At 43.8% G+C, this 16,739-nt stretch carries 17 protein-coding genes; 10 read left to right on the top strand and 7 right to left on the bottom strand.

Translation table 11 applies throughout. The annotated features are described in order from the left end of the window. The first annotated feature begins 73 nt into the window (after positions 1 to 73). On the top strand, positions 74 to 943 hold the full coding sequence (locus AOU00_RS24200) for a YheC/YheD family protein (RefSeq protein ID WP_061830145.1): 870 nt from the start codon (positions 74 to 76) through the stop codon (positions 941 to 943). 85 nt (positions 944 to 1,028) lie between these two features. Here the strand turns inward: AOU00_RS24200 and AOU00_RS24205 are convergent, their stop codons facing one another. Then, positions 1,029 to 1,511 carry a DinB family protein gene (locus tag AOU00_RS24205; RefSeq protein WP_061830146.1) on the bottom strand — a complete coding sequence of 161 codons (483 nt, stop codon included), beginning with the start codon at positions 1,509 to 1,511 and terminating at the stop codon, positions 1,029 to 1,031. A gap of 137 nt (positions 1,512 to 1,648) precedes the next feature. Between AOU00_RS24205 and AOU00_RS24210 the strand changes: the two genes are divergently transcribed. Next, positions 1,649 to 2,197: a CGNR zinc finger domain-containing protein gene (locus AOU00_RS24210; protein WP_081112455.1), complete on the top strand. Its 549-nt coding sequence runs from the start codon at positions 1,649 to 1,651 to the stop codon at positions 2,195 to 2,197. Positions 2,198 to 2,392: 195 nt separating this feature from the next. Further along, positions 2,393 to 3,172: an ABC transporter ATP-binding protein gene (locus tag AOU00_RS24215; RefSeq protein ID WP_061830148.1), complete on the top strand. Its 780-nt coding sequence runs from the start codon at positions 2,393 to 2,395 to the stop codon at positions 3,170 to 3,172. 17 nt (positions 3,173 to 3,189) lie between these two features. Here the strand turns inward: AOU00_RS24215 and AOU00_RS24220 are convergent, their stop codons facing one another. After that, entirely contained in the window at positions 3,190 to 4,116 is a 927-nt protein-coding gene (locus AOU00_RS24220) for an AEC family transporter (protein ID WP_053325370.1), read from the bottom strand. A gap of 209 nt (positions 4,117 to 4,325) precedes the next feature. After that, positions 4,326 to 5,219, bottom strand: coding sequence for an oxygen-dependent tRNA uridine(34) hydroxylase TrhO (locus tag AOU00_RS24225; RefSeq protein ID WP_061830149.1), 894 nt, complete (start codon positions 5,217 to 5,219; stop codon positions 4,326 to 4,328). A 210-nt stretch (positions 5,220 to 5,429) separates the two neighbouring features. Here AOU00_RS24225 and AOU00_RS24230 point away from each other — a divergent pair, with 210 nt between their 5' ends. From AOU00_RS24230 to AOU00_RS24240, 3 genes are all read left to right on the top strand, one after another. Beyond that, the gene (locus tag AOU00_RS24230; protein ID WP_069291862.1) at positions 5,430 to 6,719 is read left to right on the top strand and encodes a glycoside hydrolase family 27 protein; all 1,290 of its coding nucleotides are present in this window, start codon (positions 5,430 to 5,432) and stop codon (positions 6,717 to 6,719) included. 257 nt (positions 6,720 to 6,976) lie between these two features. Then, a complete protein-coding gene (locus AOU00_RS24235) occupies positions 6,977 to 8,020 on the top strand; it encodes a carbohydrate kinase family protein (RefSeq protein ID WP_061830151.1) in 1,044 nt (347 codons plus the stop codon). Between the two features lie 582 nt (positions 8,021 to 8,602). Then, a complete protein-coding gene (locus AOU00_RS24240) occupies positions 8,603 to 10,342 on the top strand; it encodes a proline--tRNA ligase (protein ID WP_061830152.1) in 1,740 nt (579 codons plus the stop codon). Here the strand turns inward: AOU00_RS24240 and AOU00_RS24245 are convergent. Continuing rightward, the gene (locus AOU00_RS24245) at positions 10,339 to 11,085 is read right to left on the bottom strand and encodes a spermidine synthase (RefSeq protein ID WP_061830153.1); all 747 of its coding nucleotides are present in this window, start codon (positions 11,083 to 11,085) and stop codon (positions 10,339 to 10,341) included. The two genes, AOU00_RS24240 and AOU00_RS24245, sit on opposite strands and share 4 nt — an antisense overlap. A 236-nt stretch (positions 11,086 to 11,321) precedes the next feature. Here AOU00_RS24245 and AOU00_RS24250 point away from each other — a divergent pair, with 236 nt between their 5' ends. The 4 genes from AOU00_RS24250 to AOU00_RS24265 all read left to right on the top strand — a co-directional run bounded on the left by AOU00_RS24250 (position 11,322) and on the right by AOU00_RS24265 (position 14,301). Continuing rightward, on the top strand, positions 11,322 to 12,041 hold the full coding sequence (locus AOU00_RS24250) for a YebC/PmpR family DNA-binding transcriptional regulator (protein ID WP_013310214.1): 720 nt from the start codon (positions 11,322 to 11,324) through the stop codon (positions 12,039 to 12,041). Between the two features lie 170 nt (positions 12,042 to 12,211). Beyond that, positions 12,212 to 12,796, top strand: coding sequence for a TetR/AcrR family transcriptional regulator (locus AOU00_RS24255; protein ID WP_061830154.1), 585 nt, complete (start codon positions 12,212 to 12,214; stop codon positions 12,794 to 12,796). Between the two features lie 147 nt (positions 12,797 to 12,943). Beyond that, entirely contained in the window at positions 12,944 to 13,372 is a 429-nt protein-coding gene (locus AOU00_RS24260; RefSeq protein WP_061830155.1) for a nuclear transport factor 2 family protein, read from the top strand. A gap of 74 nt (positions 13,373 to 13,446) precedes the next feature. Continuing rightward, entirely contained in the window at positions 13,447 to 14,301 is an 855-nt protein-coding gene (locus tag AOU00_RS24265) for an NmrA family NAD(P)-binding protein (protein ID WP_061830156.1), read from the top strand. Positions 14,302 to 14,321: 20 nt separating this feature from the next. Here the strand turns inward: AOU00_RS24265 and AOU00_RS24270 are convergent, their stop codons facing one another. From AOU00_RS24270 to AOU00_RS24280, 3 genes are all read right to left on the bottom strand, one after another. Beyond that, complete coding sequence (locus AOU00_RS24270; protein WP_061830157.1) at positions 14,322 to 15,512, bottom strand: oxalate decarboxylase family bicupin; 1,191 nt, start codon at positions 15,510 to 15,512, stop codon at positions 14,322 to 14,324. Between the two features lie 88 nt (positions 15,513 to 15,600). Then, complete coding sequence (gene ybaK, locus AOU00_RS24275) at positions 15,601 to 16,080, bottom strand: Cys-tRNA(Pro) deacylase (protein WP_069291863.1); 480 nt, start codon at positions 16,078 to 16,080, stop codon at positions 15,601 to 15,603. A 16-nt stretch (positions 16,081 to 16,096) separates the two neighbouring features. Continuing rightward, a complete protein-coding gene (locus tag AOU00_RS24280) occupies positions 16,097 to 16,432 on the bottom strand; it encodes a ribosomal protein L7/L12 (protein ID WP_069291864.1) in 336 nt (111 codons plus the stop codon). Between the last annotated feature and the right edge of the window lie 307 nt (positions 16,433 to 16,739).

The following is a 16,739-nucleotide window of genomic DNA, read 5'->3' on the forward strand; positions in this document are numbered from 1 at the left end:
GAGTTAGCGCATACGATAGATTGATCTTTTTTAACAGGAGCGTTCTACCTGAGAGTAGAGAGGAGAGGGGCAAGTGAATTCTTCACAAGCGCAGGCGTTGCGCAGCAAATGGCATAAAACCCAATTGTTGCTCCAGCATGGCAGCATCAAGCCGTATGTACCTGAAACTCGCAAATATAATAAAGCAAATTTGAAATCAATGCTGGAGAAGTACGGTATGGTCTATGTAAAACCCGAGCGAGGTACCTTTGGTAAAGGTGTAATGAGAGTAGAGCAGGAGGCCGGCCAGCGTTTCGCCTATCAATATGAGGAAACGCGCCAAGAATTCAAACATTTGGATGCACTATATATCAGCCTATCGAAACATACGGGGAAGAAAAGTTATCTCATTCAAAAGGGAATCCATTTACTACGCCATCAAATGCGTTATTTTGATATTCGGGTCATGGTGCAGCGTAATGAAAAAGGGCTATGGGAGTCTACCGGAATTATTGGACGTCTTGGTCATCCCCGTAAAATCGTGACCAACTATCATAGTGGTGGTAAGCCGATGGCCTTGGAGCAGTTACTAAAATCCCATTTATCGCAAAACAAGCAGGCGGAGCTGGTTAAGAAACTAAATGAACTGGGTCTTACTATCGCCAAACAACTGCAAAAAACATATCCGAAATTCCGGCAAATTGGTGTGGACATTGGACTGGATCATCGCTTTATCCCGTGGATTATTGAGGTGAATACGAAGCCGGACCCATATATTTTTAACCAATTAACAGATAAGTCCATGTACCGTAAAGTGTTAAGCTATTGGCGACTGGCTAATGAAAAAAGGAAGGTCACCGTCCCAAGCAAAGATACAAATAAAGATAAAAATAAAGACAAGAATAATGGTAAAAATAAAGATAAGAATGTAATTAAAGATTCAAAAAAAGAAAAAATATCTTGACTAGTGGATTGCTTCATTGCCAGCAGCTAATACAGAAAAAAGGATGAATCTTTCATAATTCATCCTTTTTATTTAGGATTACATTTTAAACTCGCCAAGTCCCCAGTTGTTTGCGTATAAGTACGATTTGTCCGCTATGATATGCATCGTGCAGCGTCCACCGCGATAATTCAGCACCGAGAGTGTCGGAGCCGAGAGGCTTATCCAGATCAGCATCATTCAGAGCAGTAATGGCGACAAGCAGTTGGTTTACAAGAGCTTCCGCTTCTTTCAGCGTCTCCTGCCATCCTTCATGGTCTTCAGCATCCCCTGGCGGGCCGAATGTCTCATCATTGCTTATTCCAGTTGAACTTATAGGGCGGTCAGTTAAACGTCTCAAAATACGCTCATTGTAATAATTAATGTGACGAACCGTTTGCCAAATCGTGTTTCCTCCACCTGGTGGTGTCCAAGTGGCCTCCTGTGTATTCACACCGTGAAGTGCTGCGGCAAGAGGAACAATCCATTCTTCCTTATCCCATGAATTTTCTCTTTGCAATACCAGCATATTTACTCGATCTCGGCTCACCTAACCCAACTCCTTTTGTAGGGATGTAACTAGCTAAATATAGGATAAATCGTTACAATTAACAATGTAGCATGACAAATTAAGATTTGCAACCAGTTAAAATGATTTTAGTGGTTACGGACGGTGGAGGAACTCTTTTGAATACACTTTGGACTGATCTTGTAAACAGCGAATGGCACGATTGGAGAGGGAGCGGACGTTCAGAAGATCGTTTGTTGAAGCCCGAATGGCAAAATGAATTTCTTATGCGGTGGCAATTTACCGCTTCGGTCCCAGCCAGTGCGGAAGATATCGAAGAAATGCAAATTCTCCGGCGGGAATTACGTAGCTTCGCTGAGCACCTGACTTCTGGCGGACAAATGACAACTGATCTGGTGGATATGATTAACCGAAAGATGATGGAAGGGGGGCCGGTCACTCGCTTATTAAAGCAACAGGATGAGCATTTCAGCATTGTGCTGGAACCCGTGGCAAATGGTTGGAAAAAAGTGCTGGCAGAGGTTGTAGCCGATTTTGCCCAGGCACTTGTCAATAGCGGCGGCTCCAGAATTCGTATTTGCGATAATACCGATTGCCGATGGGTATTTTACGATGATACCCGAAATCGGTCAAAGCGATTTTGCGACGATAAGATGTGTGGTAATTTGATGAAGGTACGCCGTTTTCGCGAGCGTAAGAAAAAGTAGATGGAGCAAGAGAATTTACATGAGCAGTACATGTTGAGCCCACTCCTATAGGAACAATGGAGTGGGTTATTTAAAATTGAACAACCTGTGACCCTGTGCTATGCTTACATAAAAGAGGAGCTAGCCGTACTAACGATGATCTTTACTATGCGTATAAACATCTGATGATACGACGAATAGAAAGGGTGTACAGCCATGAATTCTGTCATTGAACTTAATAATGTAAGCTGGAAGAGAGATAACCGTACCATACTGGACCAAATCAATTGGCAGGTAGCTGAGGGGGAGCACTGGGCTGTACTCGGCTTGAATGGATCAGGTAAAACAACGATGCTCAATATGATTAACGGTTACATATGGCCAACCACAGGTAGTGTCGGTGTATTGGGGCATACCTTTGGAGATGTGGATCTGAGGGAGTTGCGCAAATCTATTGGTTGGGTCAGTTCCTCTTTACAGGAAAGAATTAATGGGAGTCAGCGTACGCAGGATGTTGTCATTAGCGGCAAATTTGCCTCCATTGGACTTTATGACCAGACGACGGATACAGAGTATGAACAGGCCGTTCAGCTTATGACGCAACTGGGGTGTGCTCATCTCGTGGATCGGTTGTATCAGGGATGCTCACAGGGAGAAAAGCAAAAAGTGCTTATCGCCCGCGCATTAATGGCCTCGCCCAAGCTACTGATTTTGGACGAGGCGTGTAATGGTTTGGACTTTTTCTCCCGGGAAGCATTGCTGGATAGCATTCGCCAGTTATCGGAGTCGCCGACTTCGCCGAATTTACTGTATGTTACACATCATATCGAAGAAATTCTACCGATGTACACGCATACGATTCTAATCCGCCGGGGCACGGTATTTGCCAAAGGTAAAACGACTGATATTCTGAGTAGTGACACACTTAGTGCTTTTTTTGAAACGCCTGTACAAGTAGAATGGAGACAGGATCGTGCATGGCTCTCTATGGTGTAGAGAGTCTTTTTTTCTCGCTAACCTGCTACCAACATAATCAGAATAGGCAATATCAGGAATGAGGCAAGCGTGCTCCACAGGATGCAGGTGGAAACCAGTTTTGGCGATGCATTAAATTTTTCTGCTAAAATGACAGCATTCACAGCAACCGGCATCGAGGCCAAAATGAAGAGAACGGAGAACAAAAGGCCTGAAATTCCCAGTATCAGCATAGCAAGACAAGCCGCAAGCGGAGAGAGCAAAAGGCGAATTGTTAGTCCGGCGTAGCTGGCTTTTTTAATAGACGACTCCAGTTTGAATATTTTCACATAAGCCATCTGGGTACCAAGGATCGCCAGCACGACTGGAGAATAGGCGGCAGCAATCATCGAGACGCCCGACTGAATGCCAGAGGGAAGATGCCAGTCCAGCAGCCGCAGTCCCATGGCGAGTAGAGCTGCATAGATCGCAGGAAGTGAAAATACCGACTTAACAGCACTTTGAACAGAAAATTCAGAGCGGGCTGCAAAGTAAACGCCAATGGTATTGACCATAATCATCTGGATGACGACATACACGGAGGCTTTATCCAGACCGAGCTGCCCAAAGGCAAGTAAAATAAGGGGCAGGCCATAATTTGCACTATTGGTCAGCGTGGAGATTAAGGTAAGTCCAGCCGTTTCCGGAGTGCTCAGTCTAAAGATTTTCCCCGCTAATTGTGCAATTCCCCACAACAGCAGCAGGTTCAGTATTGAAAAAGCGGCAGTCTGCGCTACATCATGCCAAGAAAGCTGTGCTTTGAGTAGCGTGTCCAGAATCATGGCGGGGCTTAAAAAATATAAATACAAAGTCGAGAGCGGTTTCGTTTCCAGCTTCATGAATTTTCCGAGTAAAAATCCGGCGATCACTGGAATGGACAGCGGAACGATAACGGATAATAGAGTTGAAAGTACGATTTGTATCATGAATTCCACCCATCCTTTCTGTAATGACATTTTCCATTATAAGGCGCTACTTTCGAGCCCGTCCAAGATGAAAACACAATCAAGGTCATAGGTATATACTATGAAGCCTTCGACACTTATTGTGAAAACAATAAAAGGGATGCCCTATTAGCCGTTTATCATGGCTGTGGGCATCCCTTTTATTATAATGAACCAATGATACTGCCGATTTATGCAGTAGCGACGGTTTCCACTTTGGTTCGGCAATCATCAGAGCAATAGTGCTGATGCTGTTCTTCGCAATCTGGACATACGATATGCTGGAGATTGCACACCGGGCAGTTGATATAATGATCGCTTGGCGTTTCACAATGGAAGCACTTGCCGACAATGACGTCTTCATCCGTATGATTGATCGGAATGGAGATTCGTTCGTCAAATACGTAGCATTTACCGTCAAACAAACGTCCTTGTACTTCCGGGTCCTTGCTGTAAGTCACAATGCCGCCATCCAACTGGCCTACATCGTTAAACCCTTCTTTGATCAGAAGACCGGACAACTTTTCGCAACGGATACCTCCGGTGCAGTACGTCAGGATTTTTTTGTCTTTGAACTGAGTCATATTGTCGCGAATCCATTGTGGAAATTCACGGAACGATTCGACTTCAGGGCGAATAGCCCCGCGGAAATGACCGATGTCATATTCATAATCATTACGTCCGTCCAGAACAACTACATCTTCATCTTGAAGCTGTTCATAAAACTCCTTTGGTGACAGCCGCTTACCGCTAATTACATTAGGGTCCAGTTCATCCTCATGACGCAGCGTAACTAGCTCCTGACGATGGCGTACAAATATTTTCTTGAACGCATGACCGTCAGACTCATCTATTTTAATAACAATATCGTGGAATTTCGGATTGGCGCGCAAATCACGCATATATTGCTCCGTTTGCTCTACTGTACCAGACAGTGTTCCGTTGATTCCTTCTGCAGCAATCAAGATTCTTCCCTTGACGCCCAGCTCCTTGCAGTAAGCCAGATGCTCTGCCGTAAAGGTGGCAGGATCTTCTATGTTGACATATTTGTAAAACAACAAAATTCGATAAGCATGTTCACACACGTAAAATCACCCTCTGATTCAAGTCAAAGTTTTTTAACAAGCAATTTTAAATGTACCACATTCTTTAAGTTAGTCAACTTAAATGTATAAAAAGTGGAAATGGAAAAGATGACGAGCGACAAAAGTAAGGGTTTACATTATAATAGTAACGTAGTAATGAGGGGATTTCTGGTAGCAGGATGAGTTTTACTAGGTGAAAGGATGAATGAAATGAAACATCATTTGACAGCGCATACACCACCTATGGGGTGGAATAGCTGGGATTGCTACGGTGCAGCAGTACGGGAAGAGGAAGTACGGGGAAATGCTCAATATATGGCGGAGCACCTGAAGGAATATGGTTGGGAATATGTCGTGGTGGATATTCAGTGGTATGAGTCAGGAGCAGTTTCTTCACAGTATCGCCCGTTTGTCCCATTGGAAATGGATTCATTTTCACGTCTTATTCCAGCGGTGAATCGTTTTCCTTCGGCAGCAGATGGACGAGGCTTCCAAGCTCTTGCGGAATATGTACACGGTCTGGGATTGAAATTTGGTATACATATTATGAGAGGCATCTCCCGTCAGGCTGTGCACCAGGATACCCCGATTTTGGGAACCACATCCACGGCGAGACAAATTGCGCATCCCAACTCTATTTGTCCCTGGAACACAGATATGTATGGGGTAGATGCATCCAAGGAAGGCGCACAGGAGTACTATAATTCGTTGTTTGACCTGTATGCCGAATGGGGTGTGGATTTTGTCAAAGTAGATGACATTGCTGCATCACGTCTCTATGGTATTCATTTGGCGGAAATTGAATTGATTAGGCGGGCTATCGCCCAATGCGGACGTCCGATGGTGTTGAGTCTATCACCTGGTCCTGCGCCGCTGGAGCATGCATCTGATTTAATTGCAAACGCGAATATGTGGCGTATGACTGATGACTTCTGGGATGTATGGCCTTTACTGTATGGTATGTTTGAGCGCTGCGAGAAGTGGGCGGAACATGTAGGTCCGGGTCACTGGCCGGATTGCGACATGCTGCCACTAGGTCATCTGGGTATTCGTTCGGTAGATTCGGTGGATTCCGGCAGCCATGACCGATGGACACGCTTTACGAAGGATGAGCAGCTAACGATGATGACCTTGTGGAGCATTTTCCGGTCTCCACTGATGTTCGGGGGAGAGCTGCGGGATAATGATGCATGGACCCTTTCCTTGGTAACGAATGAAGAAGTGTTAAATGCCCATCGCAACGGTTTGAATGCGCGGCAGGTGTACAGAAAGGATGAACATATCGTTTGGACTTCACATAACGGGGAAGGTCATGTATACGCAGCTTTGTTTAATGCTGGAGATGAGGCTTCAAAGGTGCGTGTATCCTTAAAAGACCTTGGTATTGAAGGACAGGCAAATGCCAGAGATTTGTGGAACCATGTAGATTTAGGTGTTTTAACACAAGAACTGTCCGCAGATTTACCTCCTCACGGAGCAGCTCTATTTATTTTGAAATAGAGGATTTTGCAAAATCATGAATAACATAATGTAAGGAAGAACTATGCTGCAATTCCAACCCAATCACCCTATCGTAAAAGTGGAAGGTAAACTTTACGATAGGGTGATTTTTTTGCATGGGTAACTTTTGGATATTTTAACGGACTCGACATTATTCTTGGGAATTTGACATTTGGAACGTGTTAATTTTATAGGGTGCCTATTTCTGTACAAATTTAAATCATTCTAGCGAATAGACTCGAGAAAGGAGTCAAATCATGAAATTAAAAAAAATCCACAAAAATGAACAGGACGAGCCTTGGCCCTCTAGCAAACCAATACTATGTATCGGGGGGGCCAATCTGGATCGTAAAATCATGATTAAAGGTACATTTCAGCTTCATACCTCCAATCCAAGCAGTACAAGGCTGCAATCTTGCGGTGGGGTAGCACGAAATGTAGCCGAAAATTTAGGGAGGTTGAGCCAACGGGTCAGCCTGCTAACTGCGGTTGGGGACGATGCGGAAGGTGAATTTATTATTGAACAGTCCAGCCGTTACATGCACGTGGTTCCTCTGCAAGTCAAAGGTGAACCGTCAACTGGGGTTTATACTGCCTTGCTGAATGAGCGTGGTGAACTGATTGTAGCGACAGCAGAAATGGAGATTTATGATCAGATTCGTCCTTCAGTAATTTATGAAAATACTCCTTTAATCGCCTCGTCCCGACTCGTTCTGCTGGACACTAATTTCTCTATGAACGTAATTGCAGCCACCATACATGTCTGCCATGAACATCGGGTTCCGATTGTCGTTTCTTCGGTATCGGCCTCCAAGATGAGAAAGCTTCCCCGAAATTTGCATGGAGTGGAATGGCTGGTATGTAAACCGGTGGAGGCTGAAGCTTATTTGGGGCTAGAACTTACAGATGATCAGCATATGTTGGATGCCACCCGGATTTTTCACAAACTTGGGGTTCAAAATGTCATTTTTATCTGTGGTGCTGATCGAGTTTTGTACGCCTCTCAGGATGGAACTCATGGACAAATTCCTATGCATCCCGTTCAAGAGGTCATTGATGTCACAGGCGCAGATGATGCTTTTATTGCCGGGATGATTTATGGAATCACCCAAGGTTATCCTATGGAGCAAGTGTGCCAATTTGGAATTAGCTGTGTCGACTTGACCCTGCAAACGGATCGGACGGTTTCAGAGACCCTTTCTATGAATAAACTCCATTCTAGGTTTCAGGAGCTGTATGGCACACATTCGCAAAATTTTGTGTTTTTCAAGGGCGTGTATTTTAAAAAGGAAGATACATAAGTATTAATTGGTAAAAGGAGCATGTTGTCTGATGGACAGCGTGAAATACGTAATTGTTTTTCTGCCACAGTGCCTCCTTTATTTGCTTTTAAAGGGAGGTTCTTTGGTAGTGTCCGCTTTGTTCTGGGTTTTCGCAGGTGTATCCGTTCTAAAGTCTGGCCACTCATTATGCAATAGGGTAACCAACGGAATTTAATTATCTTGAAAATTAAATATCGTTCATGTCCCTGGCTGATCTCAGATAGACGATTATCTCCTTGACTAGAAATTACATTTCGTGTAAAGTGGTGAAAATTGTAATATATAGGAATAGTGTAGACCAAGGATCAAAGGTTCAATACCCGCTGTACAGAGAAGAAACTCATGGGCTGAAAGGTTTCTCGCCGCGAATGAACGTTTCCCTGCCTTGCGAGCTGTAGCGGTTTGTAAGATAAACCGTTACCGGCTAGACGCCGTTATCTGATGAAGGACCGTTCCGTGTATGGCTACGGTCAAATTAAGGGTGGTACCACGACACATTCGTCCCTGACGGATGTGTCTTTTTGCGTACATTTTATCGTCCATACAAGGAGGTAGCTACACATGCGCCAAAGCCAATTATTACTGACAACCTTGCGTGAAGCACCCGCAGAGGCCGAAGTGATCAGTCATCAGCTTATGCTGCGGGGAGGATTTATCCGCCAACTGGCGGCTGGAATGTACACCTACATGCCATTGGGCAGACGGGTGCTCAGAAAAGTAGAGCAAATCATACGAGATGAAATGGATCGCGCCGGAGCTGGGGAGTTGCTGATGCCTGTATTGCAGCCAATGGAGCTATGGCAAGAATCAGGGAGATACGATGTTTACGGTCCTGAGCTGATGCGTCTGCAAGATCGACATGATCGAGAGTTTGCATTGGGGCCTACACATGAAGAGGTTATTACGTCTTTAATACGAAATGAAGTGAATTCTTATCGCAAATTGCCTGTAACCCTGTATCAAATTCAAACCAAATTTCGGGATGAACGACGTCCTCGATTTGGCCTGCTTCGCAGCAGAGAATTCTTGATGAAGGATGCCTATTCGTTTGATGCACATTGGGAAGGACTAGATCATACCTATTGGACTATGTTCCAGACATATCATCGCATTTTTACCCGCTGTGGTCTGAATTTTCGTGCAGTAGAAGCAGATGCGGGTGCCATTGGTGGCGAAGGTGAAACCCATGAATTTATGGCTCTAGCTGATATTGGAGAGGACACCATTGTAGCATGCACCTGCTGTGAATATGCAGCTAATCTTGAAAAAGCCGTGGCGCGGTCGACGGAGAAAATAGAAATAGCTCCAGTCTCAGATGAAAATGAACATGTCAGCCAGCCTTCTTTTGATACAGCTAAAATGGAAAAATTCCATACTTCAGGCCTACGTACAATAGATCAACTGGTTGAATCGCTTCACATAGAACCTGAAGAAATCATCAAAACACTGATTTATATGGCTGACGATCAACCTGTTGCTGTAGTTGTCAGGGGTGATCATGAGGTTAACGAAGTGAAAGTTAAACATATTTTAGGTAGTGAAAAATTCGAAATAGCAAGTGCAGACACCGTGTCAAAGGCGACTGGAACCCCCTCGGGGTTCGTAGGCCCAAGCGGATTGACGATCCCTGTGTGGGTAGATTACGCCGTTGTCCAAATGTCCAGCGGTATCGCGGGCGCGAACGAGCTGGATTATCATTATCGACATGTGAATCCAAGGCGCGATATAGATCTTCGGCATGTGGCTGACTTGCGGAATGTCATAGAAGGGGATAGATGTCCTCGATGTGACGAAGGGGAATTGAAACTTTATCGTGGGATTGAGATCGGACACGTGTTTAAACTGGGCACCAAATATAGTGAGAAGCTGGGTGCGACTTTTCTAGATGCGTCCGGAACGGAGCAAACGATGATTATGGGCTGCTACGGTATTGGGGTTTCCCGAATCCTTTCTGCCATTGTAGAGCAAAATCATGATCAGAACGGAATGATATGGCCTCATGCGCTGGCCCCGTTTCAAGTTCATATCATTCCGATTTCTGTGAAAGACAGGCTTCAGATGCAATTAGCCGAGAAATTATACAACCAACTGCAGGATCACGGTGTGGAGGTGCTGCTGGACGATCGGGAGGAACGGCCCGGGGTTAAATTCAAAGACTCTGATTTAGTAGGTATTCCCGTGCGCATCGTCGTTGGTAAAGATGTCGAACACGGGAAAGTAGAGTTAGTGGAACGAAAAAGCTGCAACAAAGAGACGATTCATATCCAAGATGTAGAGAGACGGATATTGGAACTACGCTAAACATCTGTATCCCGTAGAATATGGCCTTCTCCAAGTGTAATCTCATGAAAGTCCGCCATCTGACGTGCCTGAAACCGGATTGGCTTGTCCCGACCTACCATAATGATATTTTGAATGTCGGCAGCGCCATCCGAGGGGAGCGAGAAAGTTGTGACATAGGCGAATTCTTCACGCAACGTTGTGTGAATGGCATTAATCAGATGGTCGTGTTCACTTTTGCCCATTAAATTCATGATCAGGGAGCCTTCGGAATCCAGCTTTTCTTTGGCCATCTTGAAAAATTCCCAGGATACTAAATGCAAGGGTGTACCCTGCTCTGTGAAGGCGTCCAGAATAATATAGTCATAAGCATCAGACGCTTCCTTCTCCAGAATGCGTCGTCCATCGCCAACAGTTACATTATCCTGATCGTATCCAAAGAATGTTCGGCTGAACTCTACGACTTGTGCATCCAGCTCGGCAATCTTAAAGCGTTTATCTGTAAAATGACCCGCTATTGTACCTATACCGTGCCCAATAACAAATACATCTTCAAATGTCGGATCGTTCAGTTCCATGAGATGGATGATTGCTCTCGGATATTCGAACAGAATGCGTTGCGGATGATTCAAGTCCACCGCGCCTTGGATGGCTGTATTTGAAAACTGCATCACTCGAAATAAGCCTTTTTCACCATACAGCTCTGTAGTTTCGTATACTGTGATTTCATGATTATGGCTCAACTTTTTGTACAAGACATCCAATTAAATGATCTCCTTCAAGTCAGACTTCCTCCTCATCTTAGACATGGATAGGGGGATTGTCCATAGATGAGGAGAATTGAAAGTTCATATTTTCAAGCATCCCTAATTAGGTAGAATTGTTTATTTTTCCATAACGGAGTTGTTTGAACTTGTTCGTATGTCCTTTAGGAGATATAATATACAAGGATATAATGAAGTTCGTTGTGTATATTCATACAGGAAGAGAGCGGGATATTATGGGACGTAAGTGGAATAACATTAAAGAAAAGAAGGCATCCAAGGATGCTAATACGAGTCGTATATATGCTAAGTTTGGCGTGGAAATTTATGTGGCAGCCAAACAGGGCGAACCTGATCCTGAATCCAATCGGGTATTAAGAGTCGTTTTAGAACGTGCAAAAACGTACAATGTACCCAAAGCAATCATTGACCGTGCTATTGAAAAAGCAAAAGGTGCTGGCGATGAAAACTACGTAGAGCTTCGTTATGAAGGTTTCGGACCGAACGGTTCCATGGTCATTGTAGATGCACTGACCAATAACGTTAATCGTACAGCATCGGATGTGCGTTCTGCTTTTACTAAAAATGGCGGTAGCCTGGGCGTGAGCGGATCTGTAGCCTACATGTTTGATTCAACAGCAGTTATTGGTCTGGTGGGTAAAACCGCAGATGAAGTGCTGGAGCTGTTGATGGAGGCAGATGTAGAGGTGCGTGACATCATTGAAGAAGATGAAGCCGTCATCGTATATGCAGAGCCTGATCAATTCCATGCTGTGCAGGAAGCTTTCAAACAAGCAGGAGTGACTGAGTTTACCGTTGCGGAGCTCACCATGCTTGCTCAAAATGATATTTCTCTTCCAGAAGATGCACAAGTTCAATTCGATAAATTGATTGATGCATTAGAAGATTTGGAGGATGTTCAGCAGGTTTACCATAATGTAGACTCTGAGGAATAGTCGGATTGCATCATTTACATCTGAACGTTTGTATAAAATAAACATTCCTAAACCATCGTATTTCGGTACGATGGTTTTTTTGTAAATAAACTTATAAAAAATCAATTTTATTTTCTTGACTGATCAGTCTGCAAAAATTATAATCATAGGCAAGGAGGTGAACATAAGGTTTGGGAAGAGCTAAAGAATTTGATACTGAAAGTGTTCTACGAAAAGCTATGGCTGTATTTGGAGAGCATGGTTATGAGGGAACTTCTCTGACAATTTTACTGGATCAGCTGGGTATAGCGCGGCAGAGTCTTTATGATACCTACGGAACGAAATATGATTTGTTTTTTTCGGCTATTCAGCTTTATATACGTGACAAGACCGAAGCCGTAGTTCATCTGCTCAGTCAACCTGGGAGCATTAAGGATGCAATAGCGATGATTTTTAATGAATCTGTTAGAGTGTTGACGGATAAGAGGCTGTCCAAGGAATGCTTTATTATGAACAGTGCTATTGAACAGGCTCCGCATCATCATGAGATCAAAGCTTTTATTTCTGAAAACACTGAAAAGCTTGAACTTGCTTTTTACGACGCCCTAGTCCGCGCCCAAAAAGAGGGGGAGATTCATGCTACGGAATCTGAGCTATTGTCAATCGCCAGATTTCTAAATCATGCCCGACTATCGTTGACATTTACCGCCAAGACAGGCGCGAGCACTGAGGTGCTTAGAGATATTGTGCGTACAACGCTGTCGATTTTAGATTGATCTTTATGAACGCTTAATAGCGTTTATTTTTTGAACATTCCAGACTGATTGGTCAAATTTTTTTTGAGTATTATAGACTGTTCAATCTAGAATGCTTATATTCGTTTTTTAAGCAGGAACTAAAAATATATTTGCGAGGTATCTACCATGACAATTAATCCGAATACTGACGAAGTAAAACAGCAAGCGCAAGCAGTCATGCATAAATTTACGAGCAACCTGTTAGAAGAAAATATGGAGCAATGGATTTCATTATTTGATGATAACGCTGTTTTCGAGTTCCCTTATGCACCTAAGCATTTTGCACAAATGCTTCAGGGCAAAGCAGCAATTTACGAGTACATTAAGGAGTTTCCTAATATACTTCGGATTCAGCATTTCTCTTCACCAATTATCCATACGACAACGGACCCGGATTTATTCGTGGCCGAGTTCGCCTGTGAGGCGCAGGCTGTGAGCACAGGTAAACCGTATAATCAAACCTACATTTCTATTATTAAGCTGAAGAGCGGAAAAATTATTCACTACAAAGATTACTGGAACCCTTTAGTAGCTCTTGAAGCCCTGAAATCATGAATGAAAGAGTTCAAGCCTCATAGGGATATGGATATCTAGGCGAAAACAAAAAATTTAAATAGGAGTTGAATTTCATGAAAGACAGAAATATAGCATTGATTACAGGAGCAAACGGCAAAACAGGTAGCCGTGTAGCCGCCAGACTTACGCAACTTCAGCATCCGGTACGTTTGGCAGGACGTGCTCATCCTGCCGAATGGGAAGGGAAAGATTATGTATATTTTGATTGGTATGATGAATCAACACATGCACAGGCGCTGATGAATGTAGATAAAATTTATTTGGTAGTACCTGTGCTGGATGTCAATCCCGCCAAAGTGATGATTCCTTTTATTGAGAGGGCCTTGAGAGAAGGAGTGCAAAGGTTTGTGCTGTTAGGGAGCGCATCTGTGCCTGAGGACGGACCAGTATTTGGACCTGTGCATCAAGCACTACGTAGATTAGCTCCAGAGTGGGCTGTATTGCAGCCATCCTACTTTATGGAGAATTTTACAGAAGGTCAGCATGTAAGTACCATCAAAAACACCAGCACGATTTATAGTGCGACAGGAGATGGGAGAGTAGGTTTTGTCAGCGCAGATGACATTGCAGAAGTGGGAGTACGAGCTCTGATTGACGATAAACCACATAACATAGCTCATGTCATCACTGGACCTCAGTCACTAACCTATGGCGAAGTCGGTAAGATTATTGGGAAGTTAACAGGCCAAGCAATCCAGCATATCTCGTTGCCTGATGAAGAGCTAAAAGCGGGCATGGTTCGAGCTGGAATGCCTGAAGAATATGCAGATATGCTGGCGGGATTGGATAGAAGGATACGTGAAAATGGAAGTGAAGATCAAGTTACTCATACCGTAGAGCGTGTCACTGGGCGCCGTCCGATATCATTCGAGCAGTTTGTTCTGAGCCATGGGGATAGCTGGAAATAATCATGACAAAGTTGTTCCCGTTATTTCTTTTTAGGGTCATAAGAATAACCAGGATATTTGACGACGGGCCATTTTACCTTTCGTAAATTAGAGATTACATCAACACCTACATGTAAATTACTCTGAATCAGTTCTGTGGGGGTAAGAGCCATCCATTGATTTAGTGAAACATCCGCAAAACGGTCACTCTTAAACATTTCAAGAAACCATAATGAGCTAGAGCCAGTATTTTGAATGTAATGACCATAAGCAAAAGGAACATATCCGACATCTCCGGCTCTAAAATCAAATGTGCGGGCAGAGCCATTACCACCAAAGACAGTCATCCGTCCTTGCCCTGTAAGATAGTATTGCCATTCGTCATTATTGGGGTGCCAGTGCATTTCTCGCATGGCTCCGGGCTCAATCTCAACAAGGGCGGCTGCGATGGTTTTGGAAATCGGAAAATTAGAGGAGTCAACGATTCGTACGCTTCCGCCCGGTGTTTTGATTGGGGGCTGGGCTAGTAATTCATGCTTGAAGGATTGGGGCAACGTCCCGTAAGGAGAGGGAACCGCTTGGCTTTGAATTGAACCGGGAATTGAATCCTGATAGATGTATACTTGTTCTTGAGGAATTGCTGCAAAATCAGCTTCTGATACACCAAAATTTGCAGAAAGTACGTCTTTGGGAGTATGTGCGAACCAATCCGAGATGGATAGGGTGTTCAGATCGGAAAAGCTGCCATCATCAAAAACCAGCAAAAATTCACAGCCATCCTCAAGCCCCTGTATAGAGTGGGGAATGCCAGGAGGAAAGTACCAGAGATCCCCGGGACCCACATCAGCAATAAAATTACGTCCATTTTGGTCAACTGCCGTAATACGAGCACTTCCCAACAGCATATAAGACCATTCCGCCTGCTGATGCCAGTGAAGCTCACGTACACCTCCCGGCGTCAAACTCATATTCACCCCGGCAAGGGTTGTGGCAATAGGTAATTCTCTTACCGTTACTTCTCTTGACCACCCACCATGATTAAGCTGCATATGGGCGTCAGAAAAAGAAAATCTCATATTCGGAATGAGACCATTGTCCGTTACGGGGGGAACCAGCATATCGGGATTTTGTAGATCCCTCATCACATCACGTGGGCCCTTGTCGATGCCCCCAGCACCATCGCTTCTGATGGGTTGGGGGATTCTTACATTTTTCGGGCAATCATTATGCATCATTAGATCTTCCTTTCCAGGTTGAAGCTTGATGAAGCAAGGAATTAGAGAAAATATGCATAAAGATTTTATGATCATGTGGTGAGTTTTATGCTGTATGCGTCAGATCTGCAAACTGTGCTTGAATGATTTGAGCTAAATCGTGTGGACTCAACTCCAGTTGGGTCCCAATTTTCCCACCGCTCACAACGATGGCTTCCAGTTCCAATGCAGGCTGGTCGATAAAAGTGGGGTAGAGCTTTTTCATTCCTATGGGGGAACAGCCACCGCGAATATATCCCGTATACTTTTGCAAATCCTTAACTGGAAGCATTTCAATTTTTTTCTCTCCCGCGCATTTGGCTGCTTTTTTGAGATCAAGCTCTTTATGTACAGGGATTACAAAAACAAACAGATTTTGTTTGCTGTGTGCAATCAAAGTTTTGAAAACCATTTCCGGCGCTCTCTCGATTTTCTCAGCTACATTCATCCCGTCTATTTTTCCATCTTGATGATCATAACTCAAAATATTGTATTGTATGTGCTGCCCGTCCAATATGCGCATGGCGTTTGTTTTGTTGGAACTCATCTTATTTCTTCCTTTCTTAGAGTTTTTCCAATTGATCGACATAATCCTTTGCATCCTTAAGGGAAAGATCCTTAGCAGTTCTCAACTCTTTTATGGCTTGAATCTTTTTTCCTTCCCTAATTAGCAGGAGCAACTTTTCATTGATATCTTCTGAAGCTCCTGCATCTAGAACATGTGAAGGAGTGGCAGCGATGGTACCTGACAGTGATGTTCCTTGTATTCCTGAACGATTTTCAAGACGCTCCACGTCGGATTTCAGGTCATTAAGACGCGATTGAAGGCTATAGACCTTAATTAAAAGTATGACGGAGAGGAGCAACGCGATTATTGCTATATACTCAATAGTTGACAACAGAATCCCTCCTATTTCACTTAGTTTCATCGCAAAGATACCGCACTAAAAATTTGTTTCTTATTTATAGTATAGCATGATGATGGAGGAGAAGAGGAAGACGCGTTCAAATTGACTTTTTGCAGGCAGAGCGGTATATTACAACTTATTATAAACCTTTTAATAAATACTGGAAAAGGAGTGTATTCAAATACAACCAGTCTCCAATAATACCATTCGGGTTAAACAAATTAATGTAGAGTTAGTTAAAAACACACTGAAATCCAAGGAATATGCAACCAAGTCATCCATAGCCAGTATCACAGGT

Origin of the sequence: Paenibacillus polymyxa (genome assembly GCF_001719045.1) — a bacterium.
Taxonomy (GTDB): domain Bacteria; phylum Bacillota; class Bacilli; order Paenibacillales; family Paenibacillaceae; genus Paenibacillus; species Paenibacillus polymyxa_B.